The sequence below is a fragment of the Streptomyces pactum genome (genome assembly GCF_002005225.1).
Classification (GTDB): Bacteria; Actinomycetota; Actinomycetes; order Streptomycetales; family Streptomycetaceae; genus Streptomyces; species Streptomyces pactum_A.
Genome location: NZ_CP019724.1, coordinates 5,535,471 through 5,555,881 on the forward strand (window position 1 = coordinate 5,535,471; position 20,411 = coordinate 5,555,881).

Annotated in this window: 16 protein-coding genes and 1 pseudogene; 4 read left to right on the forward strand and 13 right to left on the reverse strand. The window is 71.6% G+C overall.

Annotation, left to right across the window (positions count from 1 at the left end; genetic code table 11):
* Positions 1-53: 53 nt before the first annotated feature.
* Both B1H29_RS23635 and B1H29_RS23640 read right to left on the reverse strand, forming a co-directional pair.
* Entirely contained in the window at positions 54-854 is an 801-nt protein-coding gene (locus B1H29_RS23635) for a sugar phosphate isomerase/epimerase family protein (RefSeq protein WP_055417029.1), read from the reverse strand.
* A 271-nt stretch (positions 855-1,125) separates the two neighbouring features.
* Positions 1,126-2,172 carry a LacI family DNA-binding transcriptional regulator gene (locus tag B1H29_RS23640; RefSeq protein WP_055417028.1) on the reverse strand — a complete coding sequence of 349 codons (1,047 nt, stop codon included), beginning with the start codon at positions 2,170-2,172 and terminating at the stop codon, positions 1,126-1,128.
* 229 nt (positions 2,173-2,401) lie between these two features.
* On the opposite strand from B1H29_RS23640, the gene B1H29_RS23645 reads away from it, so the two are divergent.
* From B1H29_RS23645 to B1H29_RS23655, 3 genes are read left to right on the forward strand one after another with little or no spacing between them, the layout of a single operon-like run.
* Positions 2,402-3,553: a Gfo/Idh/MocA family protein gene (locus B1H29_RS23645; RefSeq protein WP_055417027.1), complete on the forward strand. Its 1,152-nt coding sequence runs from the start codon at positions 2,402-2,404 to the stop codon at positions 3,551-3,553.
* Positions 3,550-4,701, forward strand: a complete 1,152-nt coding sequence (locus tag B1H29_RS23650; protein WP_055417026.1) for a dihydrodipicolinate synthase family protein — start codon at positions 3,550-3,552, stop codon at positions 4,699-4,701. Before B1H29_RS23645 ends, B1H29_RS23650 begins: the two co-directional genes overlap by 4 nt.
* Before the next feature lie 41 nt (positions 4,702-4,742).
* Positions 4,743-5,543: a sugar phosphate isomerase/epimerase family protein gene (locus B1H29_RS23655; RefSeq protein ID WP_199832316.1), complete on the forward strand. Its 801-nt coding sequence runs from the start codon at positions 4,743-4,745 to the stop codon at positions 5,541-5,543.
* 19 nt (positions 5,544-5,562) lie between these two features.
* Here B1H29_RS23655 and B1H29_RS23660 read toward each other — a convergent pair whose 3' ends face one another.
* From B1H29_RS23660 to B1H29_RS23685, 6 genes and pseudogenes are all read right to left on the reverse strand, one after another.
* Positions 5,563-6,984, reverse strand: a complete 1,422-nt coding sequence (locus B1H29_RS23660) for a DUF6177 family protein (protein ID WP_055417024.1) — start codon at positions 6,982-6,984, stop codon at positions 5,563-5,565.
* Positions 6,981-11,022: pseudogene (gene eccCa / locus B1H29_RS23665) on the reverse strand (type VII secretion protein EccCa). Before eccCa ends, B1H29_RS23660 begins: the two are co-directional and overlap by 4 nt.
* A 149-nt stretch (positions 11,023-11,171) precedes the next feature.
* Positions 11,172-12,665 carry a hypothetical protein gene (locus tag B1H29_RS37555; RefSeq protein WP_107095227.1) on the reverse strand — a complete coding sequence of 498 codons (1,494 nt, stop codon included), beginning with the start codon at positions 12,663-12,665 and terminating at the stop codon, positions 11,172-11,174.
* A gap of 14 nt (positions 12,666-12,679) precedes the next feature.
* On the reverse strand, positions 12,680-14,068 hold the full coding sequence (gene eccD, locus B1H29_RS23675) for a type VII secretion integral membrane protein EccD (RefSeq protein WP_055417023.1): 1,389 nt from the start codon (positions 14,066-14,068) through the stop codon (positions 12,680-12,682).
* 16 nt (positions 14,069-14,084) lie between these two features.
* On the reverse strand, positions 14,085-14,348 hold the full coding sequence (locus B1H29_RS23680; RefSeq protein ID WP_055417736.1) for a hypothetical protein: 264 nt from the start codon (positions 14,346-14,348) through the stop codon (positions 14,085-14,087).
* A gap of 24 nt (positions 14,349-14,372) precedes the next feature.
* Positions 14,373-15,257, reverse strand: a complete 885-nt coding sequence (locus tag B1H29_RS23685) for an immunity 49 family protein (RefSeq protein ID WP_234392957.1) — start codon at positions 15,255-15,257, stop codon at positions 14,373-14,375.
* 650 nt (positions 15,258-15,907) lie between these two features.
* Between B1H29_RS23685 and B1H29_RS38200 the strand changes: the two genes are divergently transcribed.
* Positions 15,908-16,138, forward strand: a complete 231-nt coding sequence (locus B1H29_RS38200; RefSeq protein ID WP_055417021.1) for a hypothetical protein — start codon at positions 15,908-15,910, stop codon at positions 16,136-16,138.
* 165 nt (positions 16,139-16,303) lie between these two features.
* Here B1H29_RS38200 and B1H29_RS38205 read toward each other — a convergent pair whose 3' ends face one another.
* From B1H29_RS38205 to B1H29_RS23715, 5 genes are all read right to left on the reverse strand, one after another.
* The gene (locus tag B1H29_RS38205; protein WP_055417020.1) at positions 16,304-16,945 is read right to left on the reverse strand and encodes a pentapeptide repeat-containing protein; all 642 of its coding nucleotides are present in this window, start codon (positions 16,943-16,945) and stop codon (positions 16,304-16,306) included.
* Positions 16,926-19,082: a hypothetical protein gene (locus B1H29_RS38210; RefSeq protein ID WP_055417019.1), complete on the reverse strand. Its 2,157-nt coding sequence runs from the start codon at positions 19,080-19,082 to the stop codon at positions 16,926-16,928. Before B1H29_RS38210 ends, B1H29_RS38205 begins: the two co-directional genes overlap by 20 nt.
* A complete protein-coding gene (locus tag B1H29_RS23705; protein ID WP_055417018.1) occupies positions 19,079-19,468 on the reverse strand; it encodes a DUF6507 family protein in 390 nt (129 codons plus the stop codon). The genes B1H29_RS38210 and B1H29_RS23705 overlap by 4 nt, the downstream gene beginning before the upstream one ends.
* A gap of 96 nt (positions 19,469-19,564) precedes the next feature.
* The gene (locus tag B1H29_RS23710) at positions 19,565-19,876 is read right to left on the reverse strand and encodes a pore-forming ESAT-6 family protein (protein WP_055417017.1); all 312 of its coding nucleotides are present in this window, start codon (positions 19,874-19,876) and stop codon (positions 19,565-19,567) included.
* A 44-nt stretch (positions 19,877-19,920) separates the two neighbouring features.
* Entirely contained in the window at positions 19,921-20,253 is a 333-nt protein-coding gene (locus B1H29_RS23715) for a hypothetical protein (protein WP_107095243.1), read from the reverse strand.
* Positions 20,254-20,411: the final 158 nt, after the last annotated feature.

The window sequence follows — 20,411 nt, forward strand, 5'->3', positions numbered from 1 at the left end:
GGTGCCTGCGTCTGCGCCCGCGTCTGCGCCGGCGCCCGCGTCCACGCCCGCGCTCAGGCCGCGTCGCTGAGCAGCCGGGCGAGGTGCTCGCGCCCCGCGTCCAGCAGTTCCGGCAGCGGGGCGGCCGACTCGTACCAGCGCTTCTCGTACTCCCAGCACAGCCAGCCGTCCCAGTTGTGGCGGGAGAGGACGTCCACCACCTCGGTGAGCGGCAGTACGCCGGCGCCCAGCGGCAGCGGGGTCGTGTCGTCGGCGGAGGCGATGTCCTTGACCTGGACGTAGCCGAGGTGCGGGGCGAGGGCCAGGTAGCTGTCCGAGGGCTGCTCGCCGCCCAGCCAGGTGTGCATCACGTCCCACAGGGCGCCGACCTGGCGGTGCCCGACCAGACCGAGGACGCGCATCGCGTCGGCGCCGGTGCGGTGCGAGTCGTGGGTCTCGAGGAGGATGCGCACGTCCAGCTCGGCGGCGTACTCGGCGGCAGTGCCCAGTCGCCGGGCCGCCGTGGCGTCGGCCTCCTCGGGGCTCTGGCCGGTGCCGCCGCCGGGGAAGACCCGGACGTACGGGGCGCCCAGGTCGCGGGCCAGGTCGAGCAGGGCACGGATCTCGGAGACCGTGGCGTCGTCGTCACCGGGCGCGGCGACGCGCGCGTACCCCGCCAGGCTCAGCAGCTCAACGCCCGCCTCCTTGAAACCGGCCGCCACCGCGGCCCGTTCCCCTGGGGGCAGGCCCGGGTGCACCGGCTCCTCGGGGTGGGCGCGCAACTCGACGCCGTGGTAGCCGTGGGCGGTCGCGAGCCCCAGTACGTCGGTCAGGGGCAGGCCGGGGACACCGAGGGTGGAGAACGCCAGCTTCATGACCACGGAGCGTACCCGCCGCCGCCTCCGCCACTCCTCTCACCGGTCGGGTGTCGCCGCCCCGGCCCGTCCAGCGCTCGCGGAGGGGCGTCGCGCAGACCGACCCACCCGGTTCGTCGAGCGCTTGTGTGCCGGCGTCGCGCAGCCCGCCCCGGCCCGCCCAGCCCGTCCGGCGTTCGAGGACGAGGCCGTTCACGCCGAAGCAGGGGTCTGGGGGCGGCAGCCCCCAGACCCACACCGACGCGGGGCGCCGGAGGAACCACCGGCACGCTCACTTCCGCGGCCCTCCGGAGGACCCCCGCACCATCAACTCCCCCCGCACCGTCGCGATCCCCCCGGGCGGCGCCTCCTCCCGCCCCATCGCGATGCGCCCGGCCCGCGCCCCCGCCTCCGCGAGCGGCAGCCGGACCGTCGTGAGCGCGGGTACCGCGTCGATGCTGAAGGGCAGGTCGTCGAAGCCGGCCACGGACACGTCGTCCGGGATGCGCAGCCCCGAGTCGCGCAGCGCCGCGCAGGCGCCCAGCGCCACGGAGTCGTTCGCGGCGACGACGGCCGTCAGGGACGGGTCCCTGCGCAGGAGTTCGAGCGTGGCCTCGTAGCCGGAGCGCCGGTCGTAGCGGCCGTGGACCGTCCAGCGGGAGTCCTCCTCGATGCCGTGCGCGGCGAGCGCGGCGCGGTGGCCCTCCAGCCGGTGCCGGGTCGTGGTCCGTTCCTCCGGGCCCGCGATGTAGCCGAGCCGCCGGTGCCCGAGCCCGATGAGGTGCTCGGTCAGCTCCCGGCCGCCGCCGCGGTTGTCGAAGGTCAGCGCGATCGCCCCGGTCTCCGGCGCCGGCGGCCGCCCGCACAGCACCACCCGCGTGCCGGCCTCCGCCAGCTTGCGCAGCTTCGCCGCCACGGCCGCCTGGTGCGCCGCGTCCTCCATCGCCCCGCCGGTCAGCACGACGGCCGCCGCCCGCTGCCGCTGCAGCAGGGTGAGGTAGGTCAGTTCGCGCTCCGGGGTGCCGCCGGTGTTGCAGACCACGGCGAGTCTCTCGCCGCCCGCTCTGCCGCCCGGACCGCCGATCTCGGACTGGATCGCGCCGGCCATGATGCCGAAGAAGGGGTCGGCGATGTCGTTGACCAGGATGCCCACCAGGTCGGAGGTGGCCGCGGCCAGCGCACTCGCGGGGCCGTTGAGCACGTACTCCAGGTCGTCGACCGCCTTCAGCACCCGTTCCCGGGTGGAGGCGGCCACGGGGTAGTTCCCGTTCAGCACGCGCGACACCGTCGCGGGGGAGACCTGGGCTCGGGCCGCCACGTCCGCCAGTGTCACTGTCATGTCCTCGTCCTCCGCCTCGCGCCTGTGTGCCGTACGCCGTCCCAGCCGTCTCGAGTGACCTTACGGCCACCACCCGCCGTTGTTCGCCCCCTCGAACAACTCGCCCGGACCACGGTCTTGTCCAGACCACCGTCCACAGGCTAGCTTCGTTACGCATAGAAAGCGCTTGCTGTACCGCTGCTCGTATCGCTGCTGTATCGCAGCCGTATCGCCGTACGAAGGGAATGACGTGACACGCAAGACGGTGCGTATCGCCATGAACGGTGTGACCGGGCGCATGGGCTACCGCCAGCACCTCGTCCGCTCCATCCTGGCCCTGCGCGAACAGGGCGGCCTCGACCTCGGCGACGGCACCGTGCTGTGGCCGGAACCGATCCTGGTCGGCCGCCGTGAGCACGCGCTGCGGGCGCTGGCCGAGCGGCACGGCCTGGAGCACGTGGCCACGGACGTGGACGAGGTCCTCGCCGACCCCACCGTGGACATCTACTTCGACGCCCAGGTGACCTCGGCCCGCGAGGAGGCGATCAAGAAGGCGATCGCCGCGGGCAAGCACGTCTACACCGAGAAGCCCACCGCCACCGGCCTGGACGGCGCCCTGGAACTCGCCCGCCTCGCCCACGCGAAGGGCATCAGGCACGGCGTCGTCCAGGACAAGCTCTTCCTCCCCGGCCTGCTCAAGCTCAAGCGCCTCATCGACGGCGGCTTCTTCGGCCGCATCCTGTCCGTGCGCGGCGAGTTCGGCTACTGGGTCTTCGAGGGTGACTGGCAGGACGCCCAGCGCCCCTCCTGGAACTACCGCGCAGAGGACGGCGGCGGCATCGTCGTCGACATGTTCCCGCACTGGGAGTACGTCCTGCACGAGCTGTTCGGCCGGGTGAAGTCCGTCCACGCGCTCGCCACCACCCACATCCCGCAGCGCTGGGACGAGAACGGCAAGCCCTACGCCGCCACCGCCGACGACGCCGCGTACGGCGTCTTCGAGCTCGACGGCGGCACGATCGCCCAGATCAACTCCTCCTGGGCCGTGCGCGTCAACCGCGACGAACTCGTCGAGTTCCAGGTCGACGGCACCGAGGGCTCCGCGGTCGCCGGACTGCGCGACTGCCGGGTCCAGCACCGGTCCGCCACCCCCAAGCCGGTCTGGAACCCGGACATCCCCGCCACCGAGGCCTTCCGCGACCAGTGGCAGGAGGTCCCGGACAACGGCGAGTTCGACAACGGCTTCAAGGCCCAGTGGGAACTGTTCCTGCGCCACGTCTACGCCGACGCCCCCTACCACTGGGACCTGCTGGCCGGCGCCCGCGGCGTCCAGCTCGCCGAGCTGGGCCTGAGGTCCTCGGCCCAGGGCCGCCGCCTCGACGTACCGGAGATCGCGCTGTGACCCTGCACCTGCCGGGCGCGAACGGCACGCTGCGCGCCTACGAACCCCGCACCGAGCCGACGGTCCTCTCCCCGGGAAGCGCTTTCACCTCCCGTACGGTCTTCTCCGCCGCGCACGTCGTCGCCGACCCGTACGCGGACACCACGCCCGACGGACCCGCCGCCGTCGACTGGGACGCCACCCTCGCCTTCCGCCGCCACCTGTGGTCCCACGGACTCGGCGTCGCCGAGGCGATGGACACCGCCCAGCGCGGCATGGGCCTGGACTGGGCCGGCGCGGCCGAGCTCATCCGCCGGTCCGCCGCCGAGGCGAAGGCGACGGGCGGCCGCATCGCCTGCGGCGTGGGCACCGACCAGCTCACCGCCGGCACCCTCGCCGAGGTCCGGGCGGCCTACGAGGAACAGCTCGCCGTCGTGGAGGAGTCGGGCGCCCAGGCCATCCTGATGGCCTCCCGCGCCCTGGCCGCCGCAGCGCAGAGCCCGGACGACTACCTGGACGTCTACGGCCACCTCCTGCGCCAGGCCGCCGAACCGGTCGTCCTGCACTGGCTCGGCCCGATGTTCGACCCGGCCCTGGAGGGCTACTGGGGGTCGGACGACCTCGACGCGGCCACCGACACCTTCCTGGAGGTCATCGCAGCCCACCCCGACAAGGTCGACGGCATCAAGGTCTCCCTCCTCGACGCCCGGCGCGAGGTCGACCTGCGCCGCCGCCTCCCGCAGGGCGTGCGCTGCTACACCGGCGACGACTTCAACTACCCCGAGCTGATCGCAGGCGACGACCAGGGCTTCAGCCACGCCCTGCTCGGCATCTTCGACCCGCTGGGCCCGCTGGCCGCCGAGGCGGTCCGCGTCCTCGACACCGGGAACACGGAAGGCTTCCGCGCCCTCCTCGACCCCACCGTCGAACTCTCCCGCCACCTCTTCCAGACCCCCACCCGCTACTACAAGACGGGCGTGGTCCTCCTGGCCTGGCTCGCGGGCCACCAGAGCCACTTCACGATGGTCGGCGGCCTCCAGTCGGCCCGCTCGCTGCCGCACCTCGCCCGCGCCTACGAACTCGCCGACGGCCTCGGCCTGTTCCCGGACCCGAAGCTGGCGGAGGAGCGGATGCGGAACCTGCTCAACCTGTACGGAGTGAACCAGTGAGCGACACGGCGCCCGACCTGACGCGTTTCAGCATCAACCAGATGACGGTCAAGCAGCTCTCGCTGCCCGACCTGACCGCCGCCTGCCGCGAACTGGGCGTCGGCAACGTCGGCCTGTGGCGCGAACCGGTCCAGGCGTACGGCGTCGAGGCGGCGGCCAAGCTGGTCCGCGAGGCGGGCCTGACCGTCACCACCCTGTGCCGCGGCGGCTTCCTCACGGCGACGGACCCGGACGAGCGAGCCCGCGCCCTGGCCGACAACCGCCGCGCGGTCGACGAGGCGGCCACCCTCGGCACCGACACCCTGGTCCTGGTCTCGGGCGGCCTCCCGGCCGGCGACAAGGACCTGCGTGCCGCCCGGGAACGCATCGCGGACGCGCTCGCGGAGCTGGCCCCGTACGCCGAACAGCACGGCGTCCGCCTCGCCATCGAGCCCCTGCACCCGATGTACGCCTCCGACCGCTGCGTGGTCTCCACCCTCACCCAGGCCCTGGACCTCGCCGAACGCTTCCCGGCCCACCAGGTCGGCGTCACCGTCGACACGTACCACATCTGGTGGGACGACCGGGCGGCGCAGCAGATCGCGCGGGCGGGCGCGGGCGACCGCATCCACACCTTCCAGCTCGCCGACTGGACCACCCCCCTGCCCGAGGGCGTCCTCGACGGCCGCGGCCAGATCGGCGACGGCGCGATCGACATGCGCGAGTGGAAGGGGTACGTGGAGGCGGCCGGGTACACGGGCGCCATCGAGGTCGAGCTGTTCAACGAGGGGCTGTGGGCACGGGACGGGCGGGAGGTACTCGCCGAGACGGCGGCACGGTTCGTGGAACACGTGGGCCAGTAGTCGCCCCCCGAGCACAGCGTCAGTCCTCCGCTTCCGTCCCCGGCCCCGTCCCCGGCGCACCGGCCCGCAGATGCGCCGCCAGACGGCGCAGCCCGATGAGGGCAGCGGCGTCCGACCCGTCGCCCAGTGGGTAGTGCAGGGCGGGTTCGGCGGCGGGCCCCAGGGCGACGGGCCGCACCTCGACGGGCGGGCGACGGGCATGGGTCAGCCCGATGCCCCGCACGTCCCGTGCGCCCAGGGTGAAGGCGACCGGGACGGGCGGCGCCTGGAGCACGGGAGGCGTGGTGAGGTCGCGGGAGGCCCGCCGCACCGAGGCCAGCATCGTCGTCAGGCCGTGTTCCACGACGAGGGTCTCGGCGAGGGGCGTGATCGCCTCCAGCGGCGGTTCCTCATCCTCCCCGTACCCGAGGGTGAGCGTCATGTCCTGCTCGACGCCCGCGGTGGTCCGCGTGACCCGGATCCACGCCAGCGCCGGCCGGCCGGGGTGCCCCGTGACGAGCAGATGGGTCGGCTCGGGGGCCCGGTCGCGGGCCAGGTCGGTCAGTCGGCGCGGTGACCAGGGCAGGTTGACGGGTTCCGCGGTGCCCCAGCCGGCCGGGGCCGAACCGGTGAGCGCGCGCCAGGCCGCCTCGAGCGCTTCGCCCAGGACGATGTCCTCGTGCGCGGGGAGCGTCGTACGGAACGCCACGACGAGCTGCCGTTCCCCTGTGGGGCGCGTGTGGCCGAACGCCTCGGCGACCGAGGCGGTGCCGTCCGCCCCGAGCGCGGGCGTGAACGTCCCGTCCTGCCAGCGCAGCACCGTTCCGGACAGTCCGTCGTAGTAGCCCTGGGCCGGGTCCTGGACGACCCAGCGGCCCGGCACCTGGAGGAGGGTGGCGCGGGCCGGGGCGCTGACCCGGACGGACGGCGGGGTGACGATCTGCAGGGCACGGCCCGACTCGGCGGTACCGCGCAGCACCTCCGACAGCCAGGCGGTCAGGGCCAGGACGGGTCGGTCGGCGAGGACGACGGACGTGGTGCCGGTGAGGACGTCGACGACCGGCTGCCCGTCGTCCGGCGCGACGGCCGTGCGCACGTCCACGACCTCGGTGCTCGCCGCCGGCTCGGGCCAGGTGCTGCCGCCCAGGAGAAGGGCGAGCCGTCCGCACACCGAAGCCGCCAGTCGTTCGGCCTCGGGCACGGCGCCGGAGGCCCGGACCTCGGTCCACCAGAACGGCACGGGCACGTCCCGTCCCAGCAGCCGTTCGGCCTCCCCGGGGACCTGGACGAGCAGCGGAGCCTCCACGGACACCAGGGGCCTGCCGTCCGGGGCGCACAGCCGCAGCACGGCACCCCGGGATTCGGCGGTCACGGCCGTCTCGGGACCGCCCGCGTACAGGCCGGCGAGCAGGGCCCAGGTGTCCGGCATCTTCGAGGTGAGGGCGATGACGTCCTTGGTCACGACTCTCCTTCCTGGGCCCCGGTCAGAGCGGTCTGGACGAGTCGGTGGCGTCGGCCGCGGCGGACCAGGGTGCCCCGGCCCGGCGGCTGCTGGGAGGCGTACAGGCCGGGGAAGAGCTGTCCCTCGGTGCGGTCGCCGGTCATCACCAGGGCGGTGGTGCCCGTCTCGCGCAGGGTGGTCAGGAGCGGCTCGTAGAGCGCTCGGGAGGCTCCCGCGGCGCGGCGTGCCAGGACGAAGTGCAGGCCGATGTCCTGTGCGGAGGAGACGTACGGCAGGAAGGGAGCGAGGGGCTGCTGTCCGGCGGTGGTGAGGATGTCGTAGTCGTCGACGAGGATGACGATCCGCGGGCCCCGGAAGGCGGGTTCGCCGGTCTCGGGCGCGTCCGGGTCGGCGGTCTCGGGCAGCCGCTTGTCGAGTTCGGCGGCGATGCCCGTGGAGAGGGCGCCGGCGAGCGTGGCGTTGTGGGCGTAGCCGCCCCGGTACGGTTCCGGGACGACGCCGCGCAGACCGCGGCGAGGGTCGAAGACACCGAAGACCAGTTCGTCGTCGGAGTACCGCTCGACGAGCCCCGCGACGATCAGCCTCAGCAGGTTCGTCTTGCCGCACTCGTTGTCGCCGAGGACCAGCAGGTGCTGGTCGCCGCCGAAGAGGTCGAGCAGCACGGGGGCGAGGGCGTCCTGGTCGAGGCCGACCGGTATCCGCCTCGGCTCGGCGGCCGGCGAGGGCAGCCGGGTCACCGGCAGCCGGGCCGGCAGCACCCGCACCGGGGCGGCGGGTTCGCCGTGCCAGGTGGCGCGGACGGTCCGCGCCGCCCCGTCCAGGGCGGGGGCCAGGTCACCGGTCGTGGCCGAGCCGTCGACGCGGGGCAGGGCGGCCTGCGCGAACAGCTTGCCGTCGGTGAGCACCCGGCCGGGCACCTCCGGCGAGAGGGTCTGGGAGAGCTTGCGGTCGACGGAGGAGTCGGCGGGGTCGTTCAGGCGCAGCTCGACGCGGGAGCCGAAGAGCGACTGGGTGGCGATGCGGACGTCGTTCCAGCGCAGCATGCCCGCCACCACGTGGATGCCGTAGCCGCCGCCGCGCTTCAGCAGGTCGGCGACCGGCTCGTCGAGGTCGGCGAAGTCGTCGCGCAGCGCGCCGAAACCGTCGACCACGAGAACGACGTCGGTGGAGCCGAGCCGCGGCAGCCGGTCCTGGGAGCGGAGCCGGCGCAACTGGTCGACGGAGTCGATGCCGTGCTCGCGGAACAGTTCCTCGCGCTCGGCGAGCATGGTGCGCACCTCGGCGACCGTGCGCGCCGCGCGCTCACGGTCGGCCCGTCCGGCGATCCCGCCGACGTGCGGCAGGGCGGCCAGCGCCGACAGGCCGCCGCCGACCAGGTCCAGGCCGTACACGGCGACGTCGCGCGGGGTGTGGGTGACCGCCAGGGACAGTACGAGGGTGCGCAGGAGCGTGGTCTTGCCGGACTGGGGTCCGCCGATCACGGCCACATGGCCACCGGCCGTGGTCAGGTCCAGCACCCACTGGCCCTGCCACTGGCGGGCCGGGTCGTCGAGCACGCCGAGGGGCACCCGCATCCCGCCCGTGGCGCGAGCCAGACGCAGTCCGTGCTCGGAGACCCGGACCGGTCCGGCGGCCGTGTCGAGGGCGACGGCGTCCGGCAGCGGGGGCAGCCAGACCCGGCGTACGGCGGGCGTGGCGCCGGCGAGCCGGCCGACCATGAGGGACAGCACGGTCGGGCCGGTCTCCCGCCGGGTGGCGGAGGGTTCCGCCGGCGGCTCCTCGCCCCGCGCCGAGGTGTTGTACGCGGGGTAGGGCAGGGCGAGCGGCTCCTCGTCCCACTGCTCGCTCCCCGCCGGGCCGAAGTGGGCGCCGGAGACGTAACCGGCCTTGAACCGTTCGTAGGTGGAGGTGTCGACCTTGAGGTAGCCGAAGCCGGGCAGGGGCGGGAGATGGAAGGCGTCGGTGGTGTCGAGGACCGTGCGGGACTCGTCGGCGGAGAAGGTGCGCAGGCCCAGCCGGTACGACAGGTAGGTGTCCAGGCCCTTGAGCTTGCCGCCCTCGATGCGCTGGCTGGACAGCAGCAGGTGGACGCCGATGGAGCGGCCGATGCGTCCGACGGACAAGAACAGGTCGATGAAGTCCGGCTTGGCGGTGAGGAGTTCGCCGAACTCGTCGATGACGACGAACAGGTGCGGGAGCGGCTCGAGGTCCGGCCGCTCCGCCGCGCGCAGCGCCGTCCTAGTGACCGATGTCGGCGACGTTGCCGGCGTCCTTCAGGACCTGCTGGCGGCGCTTGACCTCACCGGCGAGGCTGGTGTGGACGCGCTCGACGAGCCCGGCCTGGTTCTCCAGGTTGGTGATCATCCCGGCGGTGTGCGGGAGTCCGGCGAACGGGGCGAACGTGGCGCCGCCCTTGTAGTCGACCAGGACGAGCGCCAGGTCCTCGGGGGAGTGGGTCGCCACCAGGGCGAGGACGAGGGTGCGCAGCAGCTCGCTCTTGCCGGAACCGGTCGCGCCCACGCACAGCCCGTGCGGGCCCATCCCGAGCTGGGACGACTCCTTCAGGTCCAGCAGGACCGGCTCATGGCGGTCCGTCAGGCCGATGGGCACGCGGAGGAAGTCGCGTTCGCCGCGGGGCTTCCACAGGGCGGACAGGTCGAGGCGGGCGGGGTCGGCGATGCCGAGGAGCGCGGGGAAGTCGACCGGTCCGGTGACGGGGCTCGTCTCGGCGACGGACTCCGGTGACAGCCGCAGCGGGGCCAGCAGCCGGGCGATGCCCTCCGCCCCGGCCCCGGTGACCGGGTCGACGGTGCCCTCGGCGGTGGTGACCGGTGCGGCGGTGCCCTCGGCGGCGGTGACCGGTGCGGCGGCGCCCTCGGCGACGGAACCACGCAGGTCCTCGACGGTCACCCGCTCGCCGCGGACGGTGATGCGCACGCTCACCTCGTCCGGCTCGTGGACCTGCTCCCGCAGCAGGTGCACCACGGTGATCCCCATGTCCGGCAGCCCGACCGCCGAGTCCGGGCGAGGCAGTTCGCCGGCCGGCTCGCCGTGGGCGTCGGCGATCACCAGCAGCCGGCCCGCCAGCCGCAGCGCGTTCCGGTCGGCCAGACCGCGCCGCACCTCCGCCGCGTACGCGGACCGCCGGCCCAGCTCGTGCCGCAGCACTCCGGCCAGTTGCCCGAGGTCCGGCGCGATCCGGCGGGCGGCCACCGGACCGTCGTGCGCCCGCGGGTCCAGCACATGGGGCAGCCACTTCGCCCACTGCCATTCGGCGATCCGCTCACCGGGCACGGCCAGGGCGAGCGCGACGTCATCGGGGGCGTGCGTCACCGCCGTTTGCGTCAGCAGCGCCCGGACGACCCGCAGGACGTCCTCCCGGTCACCGACGACGCTGATGTTCCCCGCCCGGTCCAACGGCACCGTCAGGGGCACGTCGGAGGCCGTCGCGAACCGGCGCTGCAGGGCCCGCGCCTCGTTGAGCATGAACGGGTCCGGCGGCGTCAGCACCCCGCCGGCGCCGCCCTGCTGGATCGACGGCTCCTGGGCCGGTACGTCACCGAGACCGACCCGCACCCGCAGGAAGTCGGCGTCCCGGCGGCGCCGTTCCCACAGCCGGGCGGGGTCCCGCACCAGGTCGTACAGGGCCTCCGGTGGCGGATTCAGCTCCCGTTCCGCCTCTCGCAGCCGGCGCTCCGCGGCGCCGAGCTCCTCCCGGAGTTCCTCCAGGTACTCCAGGTAGCGCTCACGCTGGGTGCGCCGGGTGCGCTGTGCCTTGCCGCGCTGCGACACGAACAGCGCCACCGCCCCCAGCAGCGCGAAGACCAGCACGACCGCTCCCACCACCGCGAACCGGCTGTTGCGGATCACGGTCATCATGACCACGGAGCCCATGACGCCGGCCATCGGCAGCAGCGCGGTGGCCGCGTTGCCGATCTTCCCCTCGGGCAGGCTGGGCGGCGCCTCGACGGCACGGGGCCGGGCGGGCTCGACGGGGCGGGTGCTGCGGGCGGGCCGGTGGACGATTCTCAGGGTCACGGGCGGACTTCTCCGGAGCGGGTCGTGGCGGAGGAGGGGCGGGTCGGACCGGAGCCGGGGCGGGTCGGACCGGAGCCGGGGCGGGGTCGCAGGAGCCGGGGCGGGTCGGACACGAGCCGGGGCGCGCCGGCCGGGCACTCACCGCCCCCTCACCGCACCCTCACCGCGCGCCCCATCACCTCGGCGGCCAGCCGCAGCACGGCCTGTCGCGTGGCGTGCGCCAGGAGGTCGGTGCGAATGGGGCCGCCGCCGGCCAGGTGACGGTCGTACGGCAGGGTGACGACGGTGACGCCGGACTCCTTGAGGTGCCCTGCGGCCGTCTTGTCGTCGAGGAGCGTGTCGGGGGTGTTCGACACCAGCGCCACGACCGTCGTGGCCAGAGCCGAGTGCGGCAAGCGTGCCAGCCAGTCCAGCACCTGGCGGGTGGCGGCGACGCCCTCCGCCGTGGTCGGCGCGACCACGACCCGGGCGTGCGCGGTGTCCATCGCCGTACGGGCCACCTCGCCGGGGAGCGTCTCGCAGTCGGCCACGGTCACCGCGAAGTAGCGGCGCAGCGCCAGCGTCACCTTGCGGTACGACGTCATGTCGAGCGGCGGACCGACCTGGCCCCGGCTCGCGGGCAGCAGCCAGCCGCCGTCGGACACCGGTACCAGGTAGCCGGTCACGTCCGTCAGTCGCATGGAGGGGTGGAGGATCGGCGCGAGGTCGGCGCACGTCCAGCGCACCGCCTCGGCGCCCATGCGCACCGGCAGGGTGCCCAGCGCGGTGTCCGCCTCCAGGGTCAGCACCGGGTCGTGCCGGTAATGGTTGAGGGTGCGCCCGAGCAGCGCGGAGACGGTGGACTTGCCGACACCGCCGCGGATGGAGGTGACGGCCACCACCCGGCCCGTGGTGACGGGCTGCTGCAACTCGCGCGCGATCCGGGTCTGCTCGGCGACGTCCTGGGACACGGACGAGGTGAGTTTGCGCAGGGTCCGCCCCGTACGCCGGGTCATGGAGTCGCCGCGCAGGGGGCGTCCCAGGGCGAGGAGGAGGCGGGGGTCGAGGGTGGGCGAGGACTCGGGGGCGGGGGCCGCGGGGAGGCCGGGGTCGCGGGCGGGGGCTGGCGCTGGGACGGGGGCTGGGGCGGGGGCGGCGGGTGTCGCGGGGCGCTCCGGGGCCGGCTCGTCGGCGGTCCGGGCACGGGACCCGAGGCCCGGGGACGCGGGGTCGCCCGGTGTGCCGTGCGGACCGGACGCGTCACCGCCTGTGTCCGGCCCGGCTTCCGTCGGTGTGGCCGCGGGCTGCGGGGGCGCGGGGTGCACGAGCCGCAGTGCGGGTTCGTCGGGCCGGGTATCCGTACTTGCGGGTTCGCCGGGCCGGGTATCCGTACCTGCGGGTTCGCCGGGCTGGGCGGCCGTACCCGCGGGTTCGCCGGGCCGGGGGGTATCCGTACCTGCGGGTTCGTCGGGCTGGGCGGCCGTACCCGCGGGGTCGCCGGACCGGGTATCCGTACCCGCGGGTTCGTCGGGCCGGGCAGCCGTACCCGGGTGGCTGTCCGCGGAGCTGCCGCCCAGCTCACGCAGCACGTCCCGCTGCCAGTCGCCGCTCCCGCCGTGTGCCGACGACTGATCCCGCCACTGATCGCCTTGTCCCCGCGTCATCCCCCCCGCGCCCCCTAAGCGAAGGTGTCGAGCAGTCGCCCGTACACACCGAACACCCCGGCGAGCAGCGGAAGCAGCGCGATGACCCCCACCGATTCGAGCAGGTCACCGGCGCGCCGCAGCCGGACCCTCACGTGCTCGGCCGGCTGCACGGCGAGCACGACGAGCGGCAGGACCGCCAGTACCACGAGGACGGCCAGAGGTGCCGCGGCCGAGGATCGCTCCGCCCACACCACCAGCAACCGCACGGCGACGCCCGCCGCGGCGGTCAGCAGCACGACCACCTCTGCGATTAGCGGAAACGCCCGCGCCCGCAGGGCCAGCACCACCGCGACGACCGCGGCCAGCGCAACCGTCCACACGGAGGGGACCCGCAGCGCCAGTACGGCGGCCACGGCCGCCGACCCGGCCACGGTGACGGTGGCGAGCACCAGACCACGATGGGCGGCGGCCAGGGCGGCGGACACCTGGTGGCGGCTGACGGAGATCCCCCCGGCCCGGCGGTCGTCGAGCCCCGAGAGCCCGGACGCCATCAGCGCCAGCCGCGGCAGCACACCGAGCACCACCACGCAGACGACGCCGAGAACGGCCCCGACGCGAGCCTGCTGCTCCGCGGTCCCGGCGCCGGACTGCACGGCGACGACGACCTCCCAGCCGACGGCGGTCACGGCCACGGCACCGGCGCCCACGATCCCGCCCCGCCCCAGCGGCGTGAACAGCCCGAGCAGGGCGAGGACCAGCACGCTCACGGCGGCCACCCCGGCGAACCGCGAAGCGCCCGCCGAGGACCCTCCGAGATCGTCGACGAGGCTCCACACGCCCAGCACACCGAGCGCGCCGGCGGCACACAGGAGGGTCGCGCCGAGCCCGTGCCTGCGCACCCGCCCCAGGAGCGCACCCGCGACCGCGGCCGCACCGGCGCCGGCGAGCAAGGCGGCGGCGACCGTGCCCCTGTCGTCGTACTGCGCACGTGCGAACAGCGAGGCGACGATCACCCAGCCCACGCTCGCGGCACCCGCCGTGACCCGCCGGGCGGCGGGCCCCCACAGCCCTCTCCGATGACCGAGGTCCTCGGCCACCACGTCGGTGACGTCGTGCACGACGGGGGCGGGCGGGGCGTCTTCCACACGGACGAGACGCAGCACGGCGCCGTCGCGGATGCCCGCCGTCTCCAGCGTGCTGTCGTGATCGAGCGCGGAGCCGTCCACCGTGACGAGGTGGCGTGAGGCGGGCCGCCCCTCCGCGCGGTCGTCCAGCAACCGCATGATCTCGGGCAGCAGCAGCCCGACCGGCTCCCGCGCCGGAAGCACGAGGTCGACGCGCCGCCGCTCACCGACGAGCGTGACCCGGCTCAACACCGCCCGCCCACCGGTCGTTTCCCTGCTCAGAGCCCCCGTAGACATCACGTTCGCGAACCTATCACCGGCTTGTAGGACTACTGGAAGGCGTAGAAACGCCGGGGGAGTACGGGCTCTGCCCGATCAGCCGGTGCGACACGAACGACCACCCCACACACCCCGCGCACAGCACGGCCGCGATCACCATCCCGGCGACCGCCTTCCCCACCCGCTCGTCCACGGCCCGCCGTTGCCGCTCCACCCCGAACAACAGGGCGTCCCGCAGCCGCCGTCGCCGTACGGAGACGGATTCGAGGAGCTGGCTGTCGTAGTCCTGGGCGGACATGCTGGTCATTCACCTCGTGTCGGGTCAGGTGGGGAACTCGCCGAGCCAGGTGCGCTTGAGCAGGTGCTCGGGCAGATACTCCGACTCGACCTCGATGGGCAGTCCGGCGTCATGGGCGAGACAGGCGAGGGCCAGAATCGCAAGGGGGATGTCGCCCTCTCCGGATTCCTCACGGTCCGGGTCGGCGTTCCAGTATTCCTTGTGCAGTTGGAGTGCCTGGATCAGGGCCTCGTTGAACTGGTCGGGGTCCTGGCCGATGAAGCGGTAGAACAGGTTGATCGGCGGATACAGGACCTTGAGCATCGTCTCGCGGTCGAGAAACCGCAGCCGGTCCGGGTCGGTCCCGTCGAACGCGGCGACGAGCTTGTCCCCGAGTCCCGGTCGCTCCAGCCAGTACGTCTGGAGGGTGTCCACCCAGTGGTAGATGTACTCCTCGAACACGGCACCAGAGGCCCGCAGCGTCTCGATCGGCACCTCGCACAACTGCGTCATCCGCGCCTGGTCCCGGCAGACGACAGCCAGCCAGAAGGCTTCCAGCCAGGTCCCGGCATCGACGAAATGGGTGACCCCGACGGCGGGGATCGTCCTCACCTCATGGCCGATCATGCACTGCACGGTGGAGCCCGCCGGAGCGGTCGCCGAGGCGAACAACGCGGACCCGACCTGCATGGCCATCACCCATGCCTCCCACGTCTCCAACTCGTCGGCAGTGGGATCATCGAGGGTCTGCAGCTTAGCCGTACTCAGTGCGCTACTGAAGGTCAACCCGAAGCTATCCGGGTGCTCCTCGAGGTCTTCGATCTTCGCAAGCGTGCGCGTGTTCAGTTTCTCGCGAAATGCGTCCGGAATCGGGTGGCTGCCCTCCATTTCAGGACGTGAAACACTCGTCACCACGTGCAATTGCCTCATTTCTTTATGTTGAACTGCAGCATTTCATATCCGGCGTACTCGGCGCCGTCGGGTTTGGCCTTTACGAGGACGTAGTCTACTCGTTCTTTTCCGAGTGCCTCATTCAGGTCGTCGGCTAGCCTGCGTTCTGCCTCTGCTGATTTAAGTAGAATCGAATCCTCGCAAGCGTGCGAGTGTTCAGTTTCTCGCGGAATGTGTCCGGAATCGGGTGGCTGCCTTCCAGTGAACGATGACCGGCAATTCCCCTACCCCCGCTTTCTGGTACGCGTGTATCGCTGCCGCGTTCCCGAAACCATGATTACAACTCGGCATCGCCGATTTCGTATCAACTCTACCGGCGATAGTTGAACGGGGCGGAAAGGGATTACTGATATCCTTGCACCCGCTCGGGAGGACGCGTCGCGGCCTGGACGGCTGAGATACTTACGGCACGTCTACGGGTGGTCATCGAGATGCCACCTTCTCGTCGGCAGTCCGTCCTCGTCCCACTGGTGGTCCTCTCGGAGCGTGAGACCATCATCGTCAAACACTGCTCGTGACGCCAGCGTTCCGTTCGAGTGCCACTCTCTGAATCCTCCGCGAGGCAGGCCCTCGCGTACGGTGCCCTCCGATCGCAGAGTTCCGTCCTTGTGCCATTCACGTGACGGGCCGTGTTGAACACCTTCGGCATACACGTCCAGGCTCACAAGCTTGCCGCCGAGGTGTTCCGTCACTTCTCCGGTGAAAGGCTCGCCCCGATGGAGCAGACGTTGCGCATCGTCCATGTCCACTTCTGGGTCGTCGATGTCGATTCGTTGTGTGGTGGCCATCAAGGGATCCAGTTCTCGTCACTCGGCGGGAAGCCAGCATCGCTGATTGTGTGGGACGAAGGATTTTTCTAGTTCGTAAGCCCTCCGCTCACGTGACCGTCCAGTGGAGGGGTGAACCAGACGCTCTCCGGATCCGGAAGAAGCCGGGTCCTGCTGACTGTCATGGGGTGCGAGTCTCATCATCGGCCGGATTGCGCCCTCCGAAGTGGGTCGCGAAACAATGACCGGCAATTTCTGTTACCTCCGACTGTCGAGCACACGTATATCGCCGCCGCGCTCCCGCAGCCAACGCTCCAGATCGGATCCGCCGATTTCCCTTTGACTCTCTCGGTGGATCAGTTGGAGAGGGCCGAAAAGAGTGCCAGACATTCCCGTAAACTTCGTCTTCTCGTCGACAGTCACTTTGAACGTGTTCTCGCGGACGACCGCCTGGGAGAGGTCGGCGCTGCGGAAGTCGACATCGATCAGCGAGGCGCCCATGAGGCGGGTTCCCCGGAGCGAGGCGGCCGACGCGTCGACCCCGTACAGCGAGGCCTTGACCAGGTCCGCCCCATCGAGCACCGCCCCCCGGAACACCGCGTCATCGAGATTGACACGCACCAAGGACGCCCGCGTCAAGTCGGCCCCGGAGAAGTCGGCCCCTTCGGCGTCGGAGCGGTAGAGATCCACATCGATCAGTTTGGCCCCAACCAGTTGAGCATCGGTGAACCAGGACTCCTGAAAGATGCCTCCGGAAAAATCCGCTCCGCTCAGATCGAGGCCGATCATGTCGATCCCACTTTTGCCGCCTGCCTGCAGCCACTCCTGAAGACGTATTGCCGCCTCGTGGTCTGGAGGAGCCACGGGAGGAACCCAGGTTTTATGGGTACCAGATGACATCGTCTTCCCATCCATTCTTTCGGACGATGGACCTGATGTCGTCGATCGCCGCTTGATTTGCGTTTCGCGTGTCCAGGATAACTGCGCGCTGCCTCTCGGTGATCTGTTCCTGCAGCTTCTTGACCCATCGGTCGTTCTTGGCAGGGTCGTATGCCCCCTTGAACGGCTGAGACTTGTCACGCACGTTGTTGAAGGGAGGCCAGTCGGAGTGGACACCCTTGATGTCGTAGTACTTGTTGGCGCTGGGTGAGTAGAACTCACCGCGATCCGCCTCCGTAGGACGTTGGATGTCATCCGGAAGGCGCCCCTGCTCCCGGAGATCCAGACCGACCCGGGCCTCGTCTTTGGAAGGCTCGGAGATACCGCCGTTCTTGTCGGGGTCTCGTTGGAGAGCGTCGAACTCGGACGGGCTTCGGGCTTCGACCCCTTCCAAGTGGCCCCAGTGATCCTCCTTTTCCTGTCGTGTGAGTTCTGGATGGGGTTCATTTGCGCGTTCAGAAAGCGGGTCTCGCCCTGCTGAAGCGTCCGATGGCCCGGTATCACTTGGTCCACTCTGTCCTGGAACCTCGTGCCCCGGGCCAGGCGGCACGTTGCCGTTTCCTCCACCCGAGGGCTGAGAGATCGCGGGCGAGTTGTGTTCCGGAAACGTTGAGCCTACCGAGCCTGTGGGGCTCTCGTGAGCGGCACGAGAGTCGGCGGGGCCGTGGTCGGCCCTGTCGGTCATTGCCGCCGCGTCATCCCCTGCACGGATCAGAACCGGTTCGTCTTGCCTGAGGCTCCGCTCCAGCAGGTCCCGGTCCGCTGCTGACAGTTCCACCTTCGCCGGGGCCGTCGTGCCGTCCGCGCGGACGACCGAGCCGTCGTCCAGGTTCAGGCGGGTGCCGTCCGGCCACTCCACGACGTTGTCGCGGATGACCGGCATGTCGTCGGCGACCCGCACCACGCTGCCGTCGGGCTGGACGCGTCCCGCGCCGGAGAGGATGTCGTCGTAGGCGCCCGCCTGCACGCCGCGCAGGCCGGCGAAGAGGTCGGCGACCTTGGCCGTGCCGAACGTCGCGGCCTTGCCCAGGTAGGTCATGGGGTCGACCAGCCGGGCGGTTTTGCCGAGCGCGCCGACCGTGCGGGCCACCGTGCCGCTCTTCGCCGCGGCTCCGGTGCCTGCGGTGAACACGGTCGTCAGGACGTTGAAGGTGACCGCGCCGCCCGCGCGTGCGGGGTTCTCGCCCCACTGGTCCCAGGCCACCAGCGCCTTGCCCGCCTCCTTGACCGTGTCGCGGGAGTCGCGCAGGTAGGAGGGCAGCTTGTCCTCGGGCATCGCCCAGTAGGCAGCGCCGACGACGGGAACCGCGGTGATGAGCACGCCGGTCGCGAGCTTGCCGAGCCCTTTCCACGCCTCGCCCGCCGCGTCCCAGCCGTCGACGCCGACGAGGGTGCCGAGGCCCCGGATCGTGCCCCACACTCCGTCGACGACGAACCCCTTGCCGAACTCATACACCTGGTGGCCCAGCCAGTCGAGCCCGTGCCGCTCCTTCTCCACGGTCGAGCCCCAGGGCAGTTGTCCGGACTGGTTCAGCAGGTCGGCGGTGAAGCCGTAGGCGCTGGTGCCGCGCTCCATGAGGCGCTTCTCCGCGCCGTCCTCGAGGATCAGCGTCGAGCCGCCCACCAGCGCGGTGATCGTGTTGTGGCAGGTGATCTCCGCCAGCCAGAAGGCGCTCGTGGTGGCGTTGACGTCGTGCACCAGATCGTTGTTGAGCTGGACGTTGTCGTCGTCCTCGCGCCAGTCGTCGTCCCCCGCTATCTGCTGCCGGAAGGTTTCCGCACGCCGCTTGAGGCTCTTCAGCCTGGCCACGAGCGGCTGGATCTCCGTCTCGTACGAGCTGAGAGCCGCCGCGACCTTCTCCAGGTCGTCCGCGAACTCGTCCGCCTTGGCCGCCACCGGCGCCGTCGTGGCGAACAACTGCTCCGCCTCCGGTGCCGTGTAGCACGCCGACAGTCCCTGGAACCGGCTGTGGACGTCCGCGCCCGACTGGCGGAAAACCAGGGCCTCCCCCGTCAACAGCATGTGGTCCGTGCCCAGTTGCTCCAGGTCTCCGGTGAACTGCGGGATGTTCTGCGGGTCGATCAGATCCGCGCTCACTTGCCCCCCTGCCGCCCGCCCGCCCCCGGCAGGTCGATCTCCGGTTCCTTCAGCGCGTTCGCCTGCGCCCGCGCGGCCATGTCCAGGTCACCCTTGACATACGCGTTGGTGGCGCCGGCCGCCCCGTTGAGCGAGTTCGACGTACGCACCGCGACGTACATCAGCTTCTCCTGGTAGGCGGTGAAGAACTCGCCCAGCGCCGCCGCGACCGGACCCTGGACCCCGCTTCTCTCCACACCGCCCTGCTGGATCGTGCCGGCGGACCCGGCCGCACTCGGCAGCGTCTCCTGCAGAGCCTTCCCGGTGTTCGACAGACCTTCGGCCGCCTTCGCCGTCTCCTTGAGGACGCCTTGCACGCCCGACGGCGAGATGTCCCACCCCGTCATGCGGATTCCCCGTTTCCCCGTTTCCCCGTTTCCCCGTTTCCCCGTTCCCCGTATCCCCGTGCTCTCGCGTGCCGTCGTCCGCCGACGCGCCCCGCGTCAGCCGATGTTGTCGACCGCCGCCCGGGCCTTCGCCATCGTCGACTGGGCCGTCCCGTCGTTGTCCTCGAGGGTCGTGCGCACCAGTTGGATGATGCTGCGCACCTCGTCGGCCGCGCGGTTCCAGCGCACTTCCTTGCCGTGGTACTCGTCGGAGACGCCATCGGCCTGGAAGTCGGCCATGGCGGCCTTCACAGCCTTGTCGCGGTCGGTCAGCACACGCTCCAACTGCGCGACGATCCCCTGCAAGCCGCCCTGCACCTCGGTCGACGCGCCGGTGTCGTAGGAGCGGCGGTCCAGATTCTGGCCCATCGTCAAAACCCCCTGTGGTTTGCGGTCCTGCCCTGGCCGGCGGTCTAGCGCGCGCCGAAGCGGGCCGCGTCGAAGTTGGCCGCGCCCATGTTCCGCTGCGCGTTGTCCTGCTGTTCGGTGTCACCGGTGGCGAACGCGGTGTCCATACCGCCCTGGCCTTCGAGGATCGCGCTGAGTGACCCGTTGAGCGCGGCGGTGATCTCGTCCGCGCGCGTCTTGAACGAGTCGAACGCGACCTTCCCGGATCCGTTGAACTTGCCCTCCAGCGGCTCGGCCGCCTGGATCAGCATGCGGATCAGCGTGCCCAGGTCGGTGCTCGAACCGACCGTGTTCCTGCCCAGGTCCGACAGAGTCGTGGACCCCATGTCGAACTTCACGTGTGTCACCCCCGTGCGTCCCGTACGCATCACTAAGCCGTTCGAACATGCTGTCGCACAACACATTGCGAACGCAACGCCGTTGATCAGGACGTGACGCGATCCGGACATGACCGGGAGGACCGTGCCCCGCGACCCGGGCGGGACGACGCCGGTGC